Consider the following 16,971-nt stretch of genomic DNA (forward strand, 5'->3'; position numbering starts at 1 on the left):
AGGGGCGGTACCGGACCACGGTGCCGCCCCTCCTGCGTGCGGCGAGCCTCATCCGGATGGACCAGCCGGCCTGACACAGTGGGGAAATGCCCGTGCTGCAACGCGACGTGACCCGCGAGGTGACGGCGGTGCGCCCGCCGGAGTTCTCGCGTGCCGAACGCATGCGCGTCCTCGCCGCGGCCGCCGTCGGTTCGGTGGTGGTCGGCTACGCCGCCGTCGCCGCTCTGCTCGCGCTGATCACGGCCACCGCCACGTACGCCGACTTCGACACCGCCGGCGTGCTCACGGGCGCCGCGCCCGCCTGGCTCGCCGCGCACCACGTGCCGCTGCGCTTCGAGGCGGGCCAGCTCGGCGTGCTGCCGCTGCTGCCGACGGCGCTGCTGATGCTGCTGGTCGGCAGGACCGCCGCGGGCACCGCCGACCGGCTCGGCCTCTACGAACCGCTGCAGGCCCGTTCCGTGGTCCTGAGCATCTCCGGCGCCCACGCGGTGGTGGGCGGCATGATCGCGCTGCTGATGGGCGACGACGGGCTCGTGCGCGCGACGCCGGCCGTCGCGTTCTTCGGCTGCGCCGCGGTCTCCGGTGTCGCTGCCACGGTCGGCGTGGCCCGCCGCTGCGGCCTGGTGGAGCTGGTGTTCGACAAGCTCGACCCGGTGGCGTTCCAGGGGCTGCGGTCCGGCTTCATGGCGTTGTTCGCGCTCTTCAGCGCCGGTGCGCTGGCGGTGGCGGCCGGGCTCGCGATCTCGTGGCCCAAGACCGCGGAGCTGTTCGCCGACGCGGGTCCGTCGGTCGGTGTCGGGCTCGGCGTGTGGCTGCTGTGCCTGGGCTACCTGCCGAACGCCGTCGTCGCCGGCCTGTCCTACGTCGCGGGCTCCGGTTTCTCGATGGGCCTGGTCGAGGTCACGCCGCTGACGTTCACCGGTGGTCAGGTGCCCGGTGTGCCGCTGCTCGCGGCGATGCCGGAGGGTGAGCACCTGCTCAGCCCGGCCGTGCTCGTCGTGCCCCCGCTGATCGGCGCGTTCGTCGGGTGGACCTGCCGCAAGGTGTCCGACCGGCCCACGTCGCGGCTGCGGGCGGTGCTGGTCGCCGCGATCACCGCGGCCGTCGGCAGCCTGGTGCTCGCCGCGACGGCGGGCGGGCGGCTCGCCGGTGGTGCGTTCGACCCGGTCACCATCCCCGCCGGCCTGCTCGGGCTGCTCGTGGCGCTGTGGGTGCTGGTGCCGGGAGCGCTCGTCGCGTGGCTCGCCGGGGCGCGGGTGAAGCCGGTCGTGGCCGCGGACGCCGAGTTCGTCGAGCCGGACTTCGTCGAGGACGCCGAGGCCGTGGACGAGGAGGTCGTCTTCGAGGACGACGAGCTCACCGACCAGCTCCAAGTCGTGGCGGCCGACGAGTTCGAGGTCGAGGAGGACCTCGACGACGACTACTACGACGACGACGAGGCCGAGTACGACGAAGCCGAGTACGACGACGACGCTGACGCCGAGTACGACGAGGACGACGAGGCCGTCGCCGACGAAGCTGTCGCCGACGAGGACGAGGACGAGTACGAGGACGACGTCGCCGAGGACGAGCCCGTCGACGAGGACAAGAGCTCCGAACCCGAAGTGGTGGAAGAGGAAGACTTCGACGCGGAGTTCGACGAGATGCTCGGCATGGGTCCGGAGGAGGACCTGGACGACAAGCCGCGGCGGTGACGACCTAAACTGCCCCTGAGCTGCTGCAACACCGCTGCAAGACCAGGAGTAGACGCTGAGCACCGAACTTCGGCTTCCCACACCGGCGCGCGTCGTCGTGCTCGTCTCCGGTTCCGGAACCCTCATGCAGGCGTTGCTGGACGCCACCGACCTCCCGATCGAGGTGGTCGCCGTCGGCGCGGACCGCGAGGACATCGAGGGCCTCAAGCGCGCCGAACGGGCGGGCGTCCCGCACTTCGCCGTCAAGCTGCGCGACCACGCCGACCGGGCCGCGTGGGACGTCGCGCTGACCGAGGCGGTCGCCGCGCACGAGCCAGACCTGGTCGTGTCCGCCGGCTTCATGAAGATCATCGGGCCGGAGTTCCTGGCCCGCTTCGGCGGCCGGATGATCAACACCCACCCCGCGCTGCTGCCGGCGTTCCCCGGCGCGCACGGCGTCCGCGACGCGCTGGACTACGGCGTGCGCGTGACCGGGTCGACCGTGCACCTCGTCGACGCGGGCGTGGACACCGGGCCGATCCTGGCGCAGGAGGCCGTTGTCGTCGAACCCGGCGACACCGAGGAGACCCTGCACGAACGCATCAAGGTCGTCGAACGCCGGCTGCTCGTCGAGACGGTCGGCAGGCTGGCCCGCGAGGGCTGCACCGTGAACGGACGAAAGGTGAGCATTCCGTGAGCACTCCCGCCGAGAGGCGACCGGTCCGTCGGGCACTGGTCGGTGTCTCCGACAAGGCCGGCCTGCTGGAACTGGCCACCGGCCTGCACGCGGCCGGAGTCGAGATCGTGTCGACCGGCGGCACCGCGAAGGTGCTGGCCGCCGCCGGTGTGCCGGTCACGCCGGTCGAGGAGGTCACCGGGTTCCCCGAGTGCCTCGACGGCCGCGTGAAGACGCTGCACCCGCGCGTGCACGCCGGTCTGCTCGCGGACCTGCGCAAGGAGACGCACGCGCAGCAGTTGCGCGACATGGACATCGCGCCGTTCGACCTGCTGGTCGTGAACCTGTACCCGTTCACCCAGACCGTGGCGTCCGGTGCTTCGCCGGACGAGTGCGTCGAGCAGATCGACATCGGCGGCCCGGCGATGGTGCGCGCGTCGGCGAAGAACCACGCGAACGTGGCCGTGGTCGTCGACCCCGCGCGCTACGACTGGGTGCTGGAGAACGTGCGCGAGGGCGGCTTCACCCTGGCCGACCGCCAGCGCCTGGCCGCGGACGCGTTCCGGCACACCGCGACCTACGACGTGGCCGTGGCGTCCTGGATGGGCAACGCCCTGGCGCCCGACGACGAGGGTTCGGGCTTCCCCGGCTGGGTCGGCGCGACCTGGAACCGCTCGAACGTGCTGCGCTACGGCGAGAACCCGCACCAGCACGCCGCGATCTACGCGCAGGGTGACGGCCGTGTGGGTCTCGCGTCGGCGAAGCAGTTGCACGGCAAGGAGATGTCGTACAACAACTACCTCGACGGCGATGCCGCGTGGCGCGCCGCGTGGGACCACGAGCGCCCCTGCGTCGCGATCATCAAGCACGCCAACCCGTGCGGCATCGCGGTGTCCGACGTGAGCATCGCGGACGCGCACCGCAAGGCGCACGAGTGCGACCCGGTCAGCGCGTTCGGCGGCATCATCGCGGCCAACCGCGAGGTCACCGTGGAGATGGCCGAGTTCGTCTCGGAGATCTTCACCGAGGTGGTCATCGCTCCGTCCTATGCGGACGGTGCGGTGGAGGTGTTGCAGCGCAAGAAGAACGTGCGCATCCTGGTCGCCGAGGCACCCGCCCGCGGTGGTGCGGAGATGCGCCCGGTGTCCGGCGGCCTGCTGCTGCAGCAGCGCGACGCCATCGACGCCGACGGCGACTCGCCCGCCAACTGGACGCTGGCGTGCGGCAAGCCCGCCGACGAGCAGACGCTGGCGGACCTGGAGTTCGCGTGGCGCGCGATCCGCGCGGTCAAGTCGAACGCGATCCTGCTGGCGGACAACGGTGCCACGGTCGGCGTCGGCATGGGCCAGGTCAACCGGGTCGACTCGTCGCACCTCGCGGTGAAGCGCGCGGGTGAGCGGGCCAAGGGCGCGGTGGCGGCCTCGGACGCGTTCTTCCCGTTCCCGGACGGCCTCGAGGTGCTGCTGAACGCGGGTGTGCGCGCGGTCGTGCAGCCCGGCGGTTCGGTCCGCGACCCCGAGGTGATCGCGAAGGCCGAGGCGGCGGGCGTGACGCTGTACCTGACCGGAACGCGCCACTTCGCGCACTGATCGGTGCTGTGAGGAGGGGCCGCTTCCCTTGGGGAGCGGCCCCTTCGCGTTTCAGAGCTTGGCGAGCATCTCCTCGGCGATGCCCTTGGCCGCGGCCTCGAACTCGGCGGTGTCCCCGCGCTTCGGGCTGAACAGCCCGACGTCCCAGCCGGTGTGGTCGACCTCGACCACGTGGTCGCCCTTGCGCGCGATGATCGAGATGTCGGTGAACGCCGACGTGCCGTCCATCAGCACGGCGGTGGCCTCGTCACCGAGACCGTCGATCGGCTTCTGCCGCGGCGTGCCCCGGGTGTTGGCCATGGCCATCTGCACGGCCTCCTGGTAGGCCCTGTCCTCTTCCTTCGCGTCCTGCGTGACGTACACGTCGGTGTTGCGCAGGCCTTCGCCGTCGACACCCTCGGTCTGGTTCCACGAGCAGATCGTGCGCTTGCCCCTGCCCAGGTCGGTCTCCGACGAGCCGAGCCTGTTCGGGTTGGTCGTGCGCGCCTTCTTCAACGCCGCCTCGGAGACGTTCGAACAAGCCGCGGGCAGTTGGTCGGCACGCTTGGGAGAGCCGCCGTCCTCGTGGGCGCCGAGGTACAGGACCGCGGCGGTGATGCCGCCGCCGAGGACCAGCAGCGCGACGATCGACAGGGCGATGATGACCGGCGCCTTGCTCTTACCGGGTGGTTGCGGCGGACCCCAGCCGGGCTGCTGCGGGTGACCCCGGTACTGCTGCTGCGGTGGTTGCCGGTGCCAGCCGTGCGGAGGTGGTTGGTTCACTGTTTCCCCAGATAGCGGTGCTGTTCGAGCCACCGTAGAGGACCGTCCGGACCCGTGTGCGCATGTCCACCGAAAGGGTGACACCCCAGCATTGACACAGGGGTGCTTGGACGCGCTACGATCATGACGTTCGTTCGAACAAGAGTTCGAATAAGCAAGTCGCCGAACTTCCCGCGGCGATCGTGCACAGGGGTGCGCACGATCAGGACGGGAGGTGGGTGGAGTGTCGAGGTCGGCAACGGCGTCGTTGGCCGCGCTCGGGGTGAACCCGGCCAGCGAGCTGACCCGCTCTTCCACCGACCAGACCACGGGGCGGGTGCTGCCGGTTCGCGGGGAACTGGCGGACCTGCTGCCGTGGGGCGGCTTGCGGCGTGGCAGCACGGTGTCGGTGGGCGGATCGACATCGTTGCTGCTCGCCCTGCTGGCGGGTGCGACCGCGGACGGCTGTTGGGCCGCCGTGGTCGGCCTGCCGCAGGTGGGGGTGCTGGCCGCGGCCGAGCTCGGGGTCTCGGTGCAGCGGCTGGCACTCGTCCCACACCCCGGCACCGATCCCGGCCCGGTGATCGCCGCCCTGCTGGACGGCCTCGACCTCGTCGCCGTCGGCTGCCCCCTGCCCCCTTCGCTGGCCCGCCGCCTCACCGCCCGCGCCCGGCAACGCCGCGCCGTGCTGATCGCGTTCGGCACCTGGCCCTCTCCCGACGTGGAGCTGACGGCGGAGTCCGTGCGCTGGAACCGGCTCGACGACGGCGCCGGCACCCTGCGCCGCCAGCAGATCGACGTCCGCAGCGGCGGCCGCGGCTCCGCAGGCCGCCCGCGCACCGCGGTGCTGACGTTCGGCGAGGAAGAAATCGAGCTCCCGCTGGTGACCGGTGACCCGGTCCGGCCCGACGAGCCGGCTGATGCCGGTCCGGGCCGGTCTGACGAGCCGGTCACCAGGCGGGTGAACGCGTTGGGGGACAAGCGCTCTGCCGCCGAACGCGCGGCCGCGGTCGTGGCCAGGTGGGCGGCGGCCGAGAGGGATGAGCTGGCTGCGCGGCGGGGGCGGCAGGGGGAGCGGGTGCGGCGGGCGGAAGGGACGCGGCAGGGGGAGCAGGAGCTGCGGGCCCAGCGGGCGCGGCAGGCGGAGGGGGCTGAGCGGGCGTGGGAGGCGGAGCGGGCCCAGCAGGCGGAGCGGGTTGAGCGGGCGTCGCCGGCGGAGCGGGCGCCGCGGACCCAGCGGACGCGGCAGGTGGAGCGGGCTGAGGAGACGCGGCAGGCACAGCGGATCCAACCGGCGGAACGGACGCAGCAGGTGGGGCGGGCCCGGCGGGCGGAGCAGGCGCCGCGGGCTCAGCGGACCCAGCGGGCGGAGCGAACCCAGCACGCAGAGCGAACGCGCACGCTCGCGCAGGGGTCCCCTTCGGCCTGGGATCCCCCACATTCCATTCTCCCAGGCATCACCGACAGTTCCGGCGCAGCGGAGCCGCGGTGAAGGACACCCGGCTGCTCGTCGTCTGGTGCCCCGACTGGCCCGTGATCGCCGCCTGCGCCGCCACGGGCACCAGTCCGCACGTCCCGGTGGTCGTGGTCGACGGCAACGAGGTCGTGGCCACCTCGGCCGTGGCGCGGGCCGAGGGGATCCGCAGGACCATGCGCCGGCGGATGGCCGAGGCGATGTGTCCCGAGCTCGTCACGTTCGAGCACGAGCCGCAGCGGGATGCGCGGTTCTTCGAGCCGGTCGCGGAGGCGGTCGAGGAGCTCGCTCCCGGTGTCGAGGTGGTGGAGCCGGGGGTGGTGGCGGTGCAGGCGCGGGGGCCGATCACGTACTTCGGCGGTGCCGAGCGGGCGGCTGAGCGGCTGGTCGACCACGTCGCGGCCAGGACCGGCACGGAGGCGCAGGTCGGGGTGGCCGACAGCCTGTTCGCCGCCACGAAGGCCGCGCACCGCAACGTGATCGTGCCGCCACACCGGACCGCGGAGTTCCTCCGGCCGCTCGGTGTGCACGAGCTGGCGGAGCCGGGGCTCGTTGACCTGCTCAGGAGGCTCGGGTTGAAGACGCTCGGCGCGTTCGCGGACGTGCCGGAGAACGCGGTGGCGTCCCGGTTCGGCGGCTCGGCCACGAGGCAGCACCGGTTGGCGCGCGGGTTGTCGGAGCGGCCGCTCGACAAGCGCAGGCCGGCGCCGGAGCTGGCGGTCGCGGAGACGTTCGACGAACCGGTCGACCGGGTCGACTCGGCCGCGTTCGCCGCGCGGACGCTGGCGGCGAGGCTGCACGCCAACCTCGCTGACCGCGGGCTCGCGTGCACCCGGCTCGGCATCCACGCCCGCACCGAGCGCGACGAGGAGCTGCACCGGGTGTGGCGGGCCGCGGAACCGTTGACACCGCGGGGGATCGCGGACCGGGTGCGGTGGCAGCTGGACGGCTGGCTCACCCGCGAACAGCTCACGTCGGGCATCCGGACGCTCACCCTCGAACCCGCCGAGGTCGTCGACGGCACCGCGTTGCAGCTCGGGTTGTGGGGGCAGGACGACGAACGCGCGGTCAGGGCGTTGCTGCACGTGCAGGGGTTGCTGGGGCCGGACGCGGTGCTGGTGCCGGTGCTCGACGGCGGACGCGGGCCGCGGGAGCGGGTCAGGCTCGTGCCGTGGGGGGACGAGCGGACGCCGGCGCTCAACCCGGACCACCCGTGGCCCGGCCGCCTCACCCGCGCTCCCGCCACGCTCAGGGACGAACCCGCCGCGCTGAGGGACGCGAACGGCGGCGAGGTCGGTGTGACCGGACGGCTTGAGCTCACGGCACGGCCGCGGCAGGTCACCGCGAACGGCAGAACGCGGGACGTGGTCGCGTGGGCGGGCCCGTGGCCGGTGGACGAGCGGTGGTGGGCACCGGACGCGCACCGGGCGGCACGGGTGCAGGTGCAGACCGAGGACCAGGCGTTCCTGTTGATCCGCAGGGACCAGAGGTGGTTTCTGGAAGGGGTGTACGACTGATGTTCGACGACTACGACTACGAGGTCCCCGAGGGCCTGGAGCAGCTGATCCCGTCGCCGCGCAGGGCACCGGATGGGCTGGAATGACCCGCCGGTCCGCTGGAAGGACCTGGAACGCGCGCTCTCCGGCAAGCCGCACGAGCAGAAGCCCGACGGCGGTGACGGTCCCGCCTGGTCACGGCGGCGCGACCGGTACTCGGCGCCGCCGGGGTTCCAGCTGCGCGCCGACGAGCGGGTCACCCGCATGCGCGTGCCGTACGCGGAGCTGCACTGCCACTCGAACTTCAGCTGGCTCGACGGCGCGAGCCACCCGGAGGAGCTCGTCGAGGCCGCGCAGCGGCTGGAGCTCGACGCGCTCGCGCTGACCGACCACGACGGCATGTACGGAGTGGTGCGGTTCGCCGAGGCGGCGAAGGAACTGGGCGTGCACACGGTGTTCGGCGCGGAGCTGAGCGTCGGCCTGAGCAGGCCCGCCGGCGGCGAACCGGACCCCGAGGGCGACCACCTGCTGTTGCTGGCGTGCCGGCAGGAGGGCTACCACCGGCTGTGCCGCACGCTCACCACCGGCCACCTCCACGACGACGCGGAGAAGGGAAAACCCGTCTACGACCTCGATCAGCTGCTGGCCGACACCAGGGGCGAGGTCGTGGCGTTGACGGGCTGCCGCAAGGGAACCGTGCGCCGCGCGCTCACCAGGGAGGGTCCGGAGGCGGCGTTCCGCGAACTGGTCCGGCTCACCGACCTCTTCGGTGCGGAACGCGTCTACGTCGAGCTCACCGACCACGGCCTGCCGGAGGACAGCCGCCGCAACGACCTGCTGCACGCGATGGCCAAGCACCTCAAACTCCCGGTCGTGGCAACGAACGCCGTGCACTACGCGACACCGGACCGCGGCCGGCTGGCCGCCGCGATGGCCGCGGTCAGGGCGCGCAGCAGCCTCGACGAGATGGCCGGCTGGCTGCCGCCGTCACCCGCGGCGTTCCTGCGCAGCGGCGAGGAGATGATGCACCGGTTCCGCCGTTTCCCCGGCGCCGTGCACAACGCGGCGCTGCTCGGCATGCAGCTCGCGTTCGACCTGAGGCTGGTCGCGCCGCGGCTGCCGCCGTTCGACGTGCCTGCCGGTCACGACGAGATCAGCTGGCTGCGCCGGCTCACCCACGAGGGCGCGCACCGCCGGTACGCCGACTCCGAGCACCGGGAACGGGCGTTCGCGCAGATCGAGCACGAGCTGAAGGTCATCGAGCAGCTCGGCTTCCCCGGCTACTTCCTCGTCGTGCACGACATCGTGAGCTTCTGCAGGGAGAACGACATCCTCTGCCAGGGCCGGGGCAGCGCCGCGAACTCCGCGGTGTGCTTCGCGCTCGGCATCACCAACGTCGACGCGGTCCGCTTCGACCTGCTCTTCGAACGCTTCCTCGCCCCCGCCCGCGACGGCCCTCCCGACATCGACGTCGACATCGAGTCCGACCGCAGGGAAGAGGTCATCCAGCACGTCTACCGCAAGTACGGCCGCCGGCACGCCGCGCAGGTCGCCAACGTCATCACCTACCGGGCCCGTTCCGCCGTGCGCGACATGGCCCGCGCGCTCGGCCACTCACCCGGCCAGCAGGACGCGTGGAGCAAGCAGATAGAGCGCTGGGGCCCGCTGCGGACCACCACCGACGACTGCGACATCCCCGTCCCGGTGCTGGAGCTCTCCGCGCAGCTGGAGAACTTCCCGCGCCACCTGGGCATCCACTCCGGCGGCATGGTGATCTGCGACCGCGCGGTCAGCGAGGTGTGCCCGGTGGAGAAGGCGCGCATGGCCGGCCGCACGGTGCTGCAGTGGGACAAGGACGACTGCGCGTCCATCGGCCTGGTGAAGTTCGACCTGCTCGGCCTGGGCATGCTCTCCGCGCTGCACCACGCGATCGACCTCGTGCGCGACCACGAGGGCGTCGAGGTCGACATCGGCCACCTGGACCTGGATGACCAGCGCGTCTACGAAATGTTGCAGAAAGCCGACTCCGTGGGCGTCTTCCAGGTGGAGAGCCGCGCGCAGATGGCGACGCTGCCGCGCCTGAAACCGCGCGAGTTCTACGACCTGGTCGTCGAGGTGGCGCTGATCCGGCCGGGCCCGATCCAGGGCGGCTCGGTGCACCCGTACATCCGGCGCCGCAACGGGCAGGAGAAGTGGGACTTCGACCACCCGTTGCTGGAGAACGCACTCCGCAAGACCTACGGCGTGCCGTTGTTCCAGGAACAGCTCATGCAGATCGCCGTGGACGCCGCCGGTTTCACCGCCGCGGAGGCCGACGAGCTGCGCCGCGCGATGGGTGCCAAGCGCTCGACAGCGCGGATGGAACGCCTGCGCGACCGCTTCCACGAGGGCTGCGCGGCGAACGGCATCGGGGAGGAGTTGGCGGGCCGCATCTACGCGAAGCTGCTGGCGTTCGCCAACTTCGGCTTCCCCGAGTCGCACGCGCTGTCCTTCGCGCACCTGGTGTTCGTGAGCGCGTGGTTCAAGCTCTACTACCCGGCCGCCTTCTGCGCCGCACTGCTGCGCGCTCAGCCGATGGGCTTCTACTCACCGCAGTCGCTGGTGGTCGACGCCCGCCGGCACGGCGTGACCGTGCACGGCCCGTGCGTCAACGCCTCCCTGCCGCACGCGACGCTGGAACCCTTCGAGGGCGGCGTGAACGCCGTCCGCACCGGTCTGGCCTCGGTCCGCGGCGTCGGCCAGTCGGACGCCGAACGCATCGTCGCCGCACAACCGTTCCGCGACATGGAGGACTTCGGCTCCCGCGTGCAGCTCACCACCGCCCAGGTGGAGGCCCTCGCCACCGCGGGCGCGTTCGCGTGCTTCGGCCTGGAACGCCGCGAGGCCCTGTGGGCAGCCGGAGCGGTGGCCGCGATCCGCCCCGACCGCCTGCCGGGAACCACGACCGGTGTCGACGCACCCGCGTTGCCCGGCATGGACGAGGTGGAGCTGGCCGTGGCCGACGTCTGGGCCACCGGCCTGTCCCCGGACAGCTTCCCGACCCAGTTCGTCCGGTCCACCCTGGACGCGATGGGCGCCCTGCCCACCGCCGCGCTCGCCGGCGTCGAGTCCGGCACCCGCGTCCTGATCGGCGGCGCGGTCACCCACCGCCAACGCCCCGCGACCGCGGGCGGCGTCACGTTCCTCAACATCGAGGACGAGACCGGCATGGTGAACGTGGTGTGCTCGCCGGGCCTGTGGGCCCGCTACCGCCGGATCGCGCGCAGCAGCGGGGCGATGCTGGTGCGGGGGACCGTCGAGTCGGCGGAGGGGGTGGTCAGCCTGCTGGCCGACCGGCTCCAGCACCTCGACCTGCGCATCCCCTCGCGGTCGCGGGACTTCCGCTGATCAGGCCTGGCCGGCGCGCCGCTGTTCCCAGCGCTCGACGATCTGATCGGCGGTGGCCTTGTCGATGGGGTCCAGCCGCCCGTCCCGGCGTCCCCGGTCCAGCTCCTCGCGAACGCGGCTGCGCATCCAGCCGGACTCGGTGATGTACCGCTCCTCCAGGTCGTAACCCTGCGGGCTCGTCCAGGTCCGGATGACCGCGTCGGGCTCGGCGGACGAAGACCCCCAGTCCACCCAGGCGAGGTAGGAGTACTGCCCGTCCTCAGGTTCCATGTCGCACAGCTCGTTTCGTCAGAGGGAACGCGCCCCTCGCGGGTGCGAGGGGCGCGTCGTCATCACCTCAGCAGTTTGAAGTTCGGGATGATGAGCGCACTCGGTGGGATGTCGACCTCGTTGAAGATCGCATCGGACTTGACCTTCTCGGCCGCGGTGTCCGCCTCAAGCTCGTTGATCTTCAGCTTCTCCTTTTCCGTGAGGGGGCGCTTCTCCGCCGCCGCCCTGCCCTGGATCGCCGCGACCTGGGCGTCGTTGGTCCGGCGCTTCTCGTAGTGCGTGGTCTCGTCGCTCTTCGCCTTGAAGCTCTTGTCCGTGTGGAACTGGAGCTCGAACAGCTGACCGTCCGCGGACCTGAAGGTCGTGTTGATGCCGGGGTAGCCGTTCATCTTCGCCCAGAAGTTCTTGACCTCCACGAGGGTGTAGCCCTTGGCCTCGAACGCGACGAGGGCCTCGTAGAACTTGTTGGTGTACGTCGCGTCCGGGAACACGTAGGTGTACCGGACCGCGTCGTTCATCTTGTGCTGGATGTCCCGCGGATCGCGCTTGACACCACCGTCGTTCATCTCGTCGAAGAGCTTGCGGAGGTACGACTCCGCGCTCTTGAGCTCGGTCCGCTTCTTGCCGGGCTCCACGATCCGGTACTTGCGGTCGGCCCCGATCGCGTCCGCGATGCCGTCGACGTCCGGGGTGATGCGCTTCTCCGCGTCGGCGGCCTTCTTCAGCTGGGCGTCGGCCCACTGGTAGTCGGCCGCGCTGATCCGGACCCTGAGCGCGCCGATGTCGTGCCAGTAGTCGCCGTTCACGAACGTCGGCTCTTTGTACACCGGTGCGTCGGGATCGGGGGTGGGGCTCGTGCAGTCCGCGGCCGCGGCCATCAGGCCGTGCGCGCAGACCTTGGGCTGCTCCACCTTGAACTTCGCGTCGTCGAGCTTGGCCAGGCCGTTCTCGATCCGCAGCGTGCCGCCCTCGATGCGGATGTCCGCACCGTCCAGCTTGGACAGGTCGCCCTCCAGCCGGCTGGAGTACGACTCCAGGCGGTAGAGCCTGCCGTCGATCGCGACGACCGCGTTGTCGATCTTGCCGACGCCGTTCTCGATGTGGACCTTGGCGCTGAAGATCTCACCGAGCGAACCGGGGAGCCGGTGCGGCACGGTGTCGTCCAGCTTGACGATGACGCCGCGGAGCTCCGCGAGGTTGTCGAGGATCTTGCCGGTGCCCTTGCCGAGCACGTTCTTCATCACGCTGAGCGTCTTGGTCAACGCTCCGGCGCCGCCGCTCGCGACCGTGCTCACCGCACCGAACGACAGGTCCCACAGGGTCAGGCCGAGCGCCTTCGCCGGGTTGTCGTGCCATTCCTCCAGGTGGATGAGCGTGTACGGGTTTTGGACCGTGTAGACGAGCCCGTCCCAGATCTGCTTGCACGAGTGGAAGTCGCCGAAGACCGAGCCGCCGACGCAGTCGAGACCGGTGAGCAGGCCGTCCAGGGTGCCCTTGGCGCCCTCGACGATGCCCGAGCCGATCTGCTTGTAGAGCAGGGTCAGCTTGTCCTTGCCCTCGCGCAGCAGCTGGCAGGCCGCCTGGTCACCGGCGGCGCACCGGGCGCCCGTCTGCAACGACTCGACCGCGGCCTCGCCGTAGGCCTTGAGACCGCTCTTCGCGACCTCCTCGACCTTGTTCGCGGCGCGTTTGCAGTCCTCGAAGTAGAAGACCGGGTTGTCCAGGCACCGGTCGATGGTCAGGATGCCCTTGATGAGCTGCCCGTTGAGCTCGTCGGCCTTCTTCTGGGCCTCCTCCCGCGCGATCTGCTCGGCCATCTCGAGCCGCACGCGGTACTCGTGGACGTCGTCGATGTGGTCGACGACGGACTGGATGAACTCCTGCACCTTGTCGGCGCTGGCCCTGGCCATCGCGTAGATCTGCTCGGTCGCGGCTGCCGCGCGGTCAGCGCTCGCAGCCGATGCGCTCGCCGCCGCGGCGGCGTTGCCCGCGGCCACCGCGTCCTGCTGGGCGGTGTTCGACCAGCGACCCGCGGTGCCGGCGGCGCCGTGGGCCGCCTGGGCGTGCTGCACGGCCTGGTTGGCCGCGTCGTTCGCGACCTGGGCGTACTGCGCCGCCTGGTTCGCGGAGTCGGCGGCACGGGAGGCCGCCTCGTACGCGGGTTTCACGTCCGCGGTGGCGTCGTCGGCCGCCTTGGCCGCCCTGACCGCCGCCTGCGCGGCCTCGTCGGCCTTCTCCCTGGCCAGGCGGGACTGCTCCTCGCTGATGAGCAGGGCGTCGGAGAGGGTCTGCAACGCCCTGCGCGCGTCGGCGTTGAGCGCCGCGTACGGCTTGAGGATCAGCTCGGCCGCTCGTGCCGAGTCGACCACCAGCGCCGCGGACGCCGCCGCCGCCGAGGCCGCGCGGTCGGCGACCACGGACTGGAAGACGGCCTGGTTCGCCTCGCGGACCGCGGCCTCCGCCTCCTGCTGGGTCATCTCGGCGGACGCCTTGGCGCCCAGCGCCACGTTCACCGCTTCCAGCGTGATCCGGTGCGCCTCGTCGGCGGCCCGGCGTGCGGTCACGGCCTCCCTGGTCGCGTTGTTCGCCGCGGTGCGGGCGGCCTGCGCCGCTGCCGCAGCCTGCTGGGCCGATGCCCGTGCCGCCGCGGCCGACGACGCCGCTGCCGAGGCCCAGCCTGCCGTCTCGTTCGCGGCGCCGCGGGCCACGTCGACCTGGCCCCGGATCTCCCTGGTGACCTCCTCGACGTTCTCGCCACGTTCCCTGGCGACCTGCTCGCGATCACGGAGCCGCAGCTCCATGTTCTCCAGGCTGATCAGGCGCGCGTTGTGCATGCGCCCGATGACGTCGACCTGGGTCTGGATCGAGCGGACCTTGTCCACCGCGGCGTCGTGCTCGCCGGCCAGGCGAGCGGCCTCGGCGTTCGCGGCGTAGGCCGCGTTCGCCGTGACGGCCGCGTTGCGTGCGGCGGCCTGCGCGTTGATGCGGTGGTTGCGGGCGTTCGTGGCGTGGCGCTGCGCGTCGGCGGCCTTCGCGCTCGCGATGTTCTTCTGCTGCTCCGCGCGGTTGCGCGCGGCGATCGCGATGTCCTGCTGCTTCTTCGCCGCCTCGGCGAGCTCGGCCGCCTTGGCCGCCTGCCGTTCCGCCTCCGCGCGGTACTTCGCCGCGTTGTCCGCGTGTTCCTGGGCGTTGCGGTCGGCGTCGAGCGCGCGGCTGTCGGCCAGCGTGGCGGTGGCCGCGTGCATCGACGTCTCGGCGGCCAGCGCCGCGGCGTCCACCGCGTTGCCGATGCCGATGGTGACCTTGGCCCAGTCCAGGCCGTCGGTCATGCCGCTGTCGACCAGGCGCTGCGCCGCGTTGCGCGCACGCGTGTTCGCCTCGACGGACGCCAGCGCGATGCGGTCGGCGGCCTCGGACTCGCGCGCCGCGTTGGCGCGTTCGGCGTCCAGCAGGTCGTTGCGGCCGAGCTGGCCGTGGGCACGGCCGGGCTTGTCGTCGCGGAAGATCCGGTCCGCCCTGTGAGCCGCTTCCACGGCCCGCTTCATGGCGTACGTGACGTCTTCCAGGTGCTTGACCGCGTCGATGTTGGCGCGCAGGATCTCGGCGCGCGCACTCGCCGCGGCTTCGGCGCGACGGGCGATCTGGTCGAGCTCGGTGATCGCCTTGTTGCGGTCCTCCAGGGCTTTCTGGATGACCGCGCGCATGTCGTGGTCGCGCTGGTTCGCCTCGTGGTAGTCGACGAGGTAGAACTGGCGGATCCGCGCGTAGTCGCCGCTGAGGAGCGCCGCCTCGCCCTCGATCTTCACCTGCGGGCCGCCCATGGCCACCATGTCGCGGACGCGGGCGATGATGCGGTCCTGCTCGGCCTTGTCGTCCTCGGCCTGCTGCTTGTCCCGCTTCAGCGCGATCTCGTAGCCATAGGCCACGAAGTCCCTGATGGCCTGGTCACCGGCCGTCAGCGCGGCCTGCGCCCCCGCGCGGACGTTCGGGCCACCGGTGGCTGCCCAGTTCTCGACCTTGCGGCGGTGTTCGGCCAGTTCGGCGCGCTTGCGCACGTCGGCACGGCCCTGCGCCTCCGCCTGACCGTGGTCGAGGAACCAGATCAGCCGCTCTTTGGTGCCGACCGCCAGCGCGGCCTTGGCCGCGTCGCGGACCTCGACGTCCTCCGCGTGCTCGGAGATGTCGGTGACGAGCATCTTGTAGAACTCGAACTCCTCGTCCACTTCCTGCGGAGGAGGGTCGTTCGCCGCTGCCTGCTGGAGCACCGGAACGGGTGTCGGCGCGGCGGCTGCCTGCACTGTCCCACCGAACAGGGTGAGGACCAGCGCTGCGGAAATGGGCACGACTGATCTGCGCCACACCGAGGTGGCGCCTGATGATCTTCTTTTCATGGTGTCAGCGATCCCCCAGATCGCGGTCGGCGGCGTCCTTCGCCGCCTTGCGTGCTTGTTCGGCGACGGCCTGCCAGTGGGCGGCGGAGTCGCGGGCCTTGCCGGCGGCTTCCTCCCACGTGATGCGGCCGCTGTTAGCCTGCGCCAGGATCGCGAGCCAGTCCTGCTCCGACTGGGCGCCACGGGCGTACTCGGCGACCTCGGCCCACATCGCCGCCTGCCTGTCCGCCTTGGCCTTCTCCGCCAGCCAGTCCACAGAGGACTCGCCTGCCTCGCGGTCGACCTGCTCCCAGAGCTGCTCGGCCTCCAGCCGGTGCTTGCGCGCCAGCTCCCCGCTGGCCTCCCGCTCGGCCGCCTCCGCCGCGAGCGCGGACGCGGTCAGCCGTGCGATCTGGTCGTGCCAGACCTGGTTCTGCTCGGTCGTGGTCCGCACGAACCGCTCGGTGTCGAGCTCGGCGCCGATCTTCCACTCGTAGGCGAAGAACAGGCCGATCGACCGGTCGTCACCACCGCTCAGCGCACGTTGCGCCGCGGCCCGCACCTGGACGCCGGGGTCGGTGGCGGCGAGGTGGGCGACGTAGGCGCGGTCCTCTCCGGACAGCCGGGCCAGCCGTTCCTGGCGCTTGTTGTCGTGGACGCGGTCGAGCTCCACGGCCCGGTCGTATCCACTGTGGACGTACAGCTCCTGGGCGTTGAACGAGGAACCCAGCGCGCTCAGGGACGAGCCCTGCACCTCGCTGCCGGGGATGGCGGTCCGGTTGATCTCCCGGATGATGTCGGTGTTGAGTCTTTCTCGTTGCGTGGCACGGGTTTTCGCCTTGCCGTAGCCGACGAGCACGAACTCGCGGATCTTCGCCTCGTCGTTGGAGGCCATGGCCACGTAGGCGGCGTCGCGCACCTCGGACTGCAGCGCGGCGTTGAACGACATCTGGAACACCGTCTCGCGCATGGACGCGGCCAGTGCGGTGGCGGTCGTGCTGATGGCCACCGATTCCGCGAACGCGGGAGTGGCGTGGACGGTTCCGACGGCGCCGGCCGCGAGTGCGGCGGCGAGAAACGCAGGCATGAGCGCATGACGCCCCATGTGTTCCCCCCAGAACTTCACGTGGTGGGCTGATCGCCCTAAAAGTTCCTAGCACTTCGAGTGCCCGCGGGGACACCGATAGTGAAGTGACCCAGCTCACACCGCATTGCGGACAAGGCGGGCGCCGTGCGAAGTTCCCCACGGCATCCGACGACTGGGGAGTCGAGCGGCCGGGCCTGGGGGGTTCACG

The 16,971-nt window shown here is 71.5% G+C and carries 10 protein-coding genes; 6 read left to right on the top strand and 4 right to left on the bottom strand.

Annotation, left to right across the window (positions count from 1 at the left end):
- Positions 1 to 86: 86 nt before the first annotated feature.
- The 3 genes from AB0A63_RS25745 to purH are packed head-to-tail and all read left to right on the top strand — an operon-like array spanning position 87 to position 3,938.
- Positions 87 to 1,694, top strand: a complete 1,608-nt coding sequence (locus tag AB0A63_RS25745; protein WP_360395875.1) for a DUF6350 family protein — start codon at positions 87 to 89, stop codon at positions 1,692 to 1,694.
- Between the two features lie 55 nt (positions 1,695 to 1,749).
- Complete coding sequence (gene purN, locus AB0A63_RS25750; protein ID WP_360396069.1) at positions 1,750 to 2,370, top strand: phosphoribosylglycinamide formyltransferase; 621 nt, start codon at positions 1,750 to 1,752, stop codon at positions 2,368 to 2,370.
- Positions 2,367 to 3,938: a bifunctional phosphoribosylaminoimidazolecarboxamide formyltransferase/IMP cyclohydrolase gene (purH, locus tag AB0A63_RS25755; RefSeq protein WP_360395876.1), complete on the top strand. Its 1,572-nt coding sequence runs from the start codon at positions 2,367 to 2,369 to the stop codon at positions 3,936 to 3,938. The genes purN and purH overlap by 4 nt, the downstream gene beginning before the upstream one ends.
- A 51-nt stretch (positions 3,939 to 3,989) precedes the next feature.
- Here purH and AB0A63_RS25760 read toward each other — a convergent pair whose 3' ends face one another.
- Positions 3,990 to 4,700: a hypothetical protein gene (locus AB0A63_RS25760; protein WP_360395878.1), complete on the bottom strand. Its 711-nt coding sequence runs from the start codon at positions 4,698 to 4,700 to the stop codon at positions 3,990 to 3,992.
- A 223-nt stretch (positions 4,701 to 4,923) separates the two neighbouring features.
- Here AB0A63_RS25760 and AB0A63_RS25765 point away from each other — a divergent pair, with 223 nt between their 5' ends.
- From AB0A63_RS25765 to AB0A63_RS25775, 3 genes are all read left to right on the top strand, one after another.
- A complete protein-coding gene (locus AB0A63_RS25765) occupies positions 4,924 to 6,171 on the top strand; it encodes a hypothetical protein (RefSeq protein ID WP_360395880.1) in 1,248 nt (415 codons plus the stop codon).
- A complete protein-coding gene (locus AB0A63_RS25770; protein WP_360395881.1) occupies positions 6,168 to 7,670 on the top strand; it encodes a DNA polymerase Y family protein in 1,503 nt (500 codons plus the stop codon). The genes AB0A63_RS25765 and AB0A63_RS25770 overlap by 4 nt, the downstream gene beginning before the upstream one ends.
- 72 nt (positions 7,671 to 7,742) lie before the next feature.
- The gene (locus AB0A63_RS25775) at positions 7,743 to 11,036 is read left to right on the top strand and encodes an error-prone DNA polymerase (RefSeq protein WP_360395882.1); all 3,294 of its coding nucleotides are present in this window, start codon (positions 7,743 to 7,745) and stop codon (positions 11,034 to 11,036) included.
- Here the strand turns inward: AB0A63_RS25775 and AB0A63_RS25780 are convergent, their stop codons facing one another.
- From AB0A63_RS25780 to AB0A63_RS25790, 3 genes are all read right to left on the bottom strand, one after another.
- Complete coding sequence (locus AB0A63_RS25780) at positions 11,037 to 11,306, bottom strand: hypothetical protein (RefSeq protein ID WP_360395884.1); 270 nt, start codon at positions 11,304 to 11,306, stop codon at positions 11,037 to 11,039. It abuts the gene before it with no gap.
- A gap of 62 nt (positions 11,307 to 11,368) precedes the next feature.
- A complete protein-coding gene (locus AB0A63_RS25785; RefSeq protein ID WP_360395885.1) occupies positions 11,369 to 15,649 on the bottom strand; it encodes a hypothetical protein in 4,281 nt (1,426 codons plus the stop codon).
- A 52-nt stretch (positions 15,650 to 15,701) separates the two neighbouring features.
- Positions 15,702 to 16,763 carry a hypothetical protein gene (locus AB0A63_RS25790; protein WP_360395887.1) on the bottom strand — a complete coding sequence of 354 codons (1,062 nt, stop codon included), beginning with the start codon at positions 16,761 to 16,763 and terminating at the stop codon, positions 15,702 to 15,704.
- Positions 16,764 to 16,971: the final 208 nt, after the last annotated feature.

The organism is Lentzea sp. NPDC042327 (assembly GCF_040647275.1).
Classification (GTDB): domain Bacteria; phylum Actinomycetota; class Actinomycetes; order Mycobacteriales; family Pseudonocardiaceae; genus Lentzea.

Bases quoted from the DNA above. Each gene is read 5' to 3' on its own strand.
- AB0A63_RS25790 (WP_360395887.1), bottom strand. From the start codon at position 16,763: ATGCCTGCGTTTCTCGCCGCCGCACTCGCGGCCGGCGCCGTCGGAACC.
- AB0A63_RS25775 (WP_360395882.1), top strand. From the start codon at position 7,743: ATGGGCTGGAATGACCCGCCGGTCCGCTGGAAGGACCTGGAACGCGCG.
- AB0A63_RS25780 (WP_360395884.1), bottom strand. From the start codon at position 11,306: ATGGAACCTGAGGACGGGCAGTACTCCTACCTCGCCTGGGTGGACTGG.
- AB0A63_RS25745 (WP_360395875.1), top strand. From the start codon at position 87: ATGCCCGTGCTGCAACGCGACGTGACCCGCGAGGTGACGGCGGTGCGC.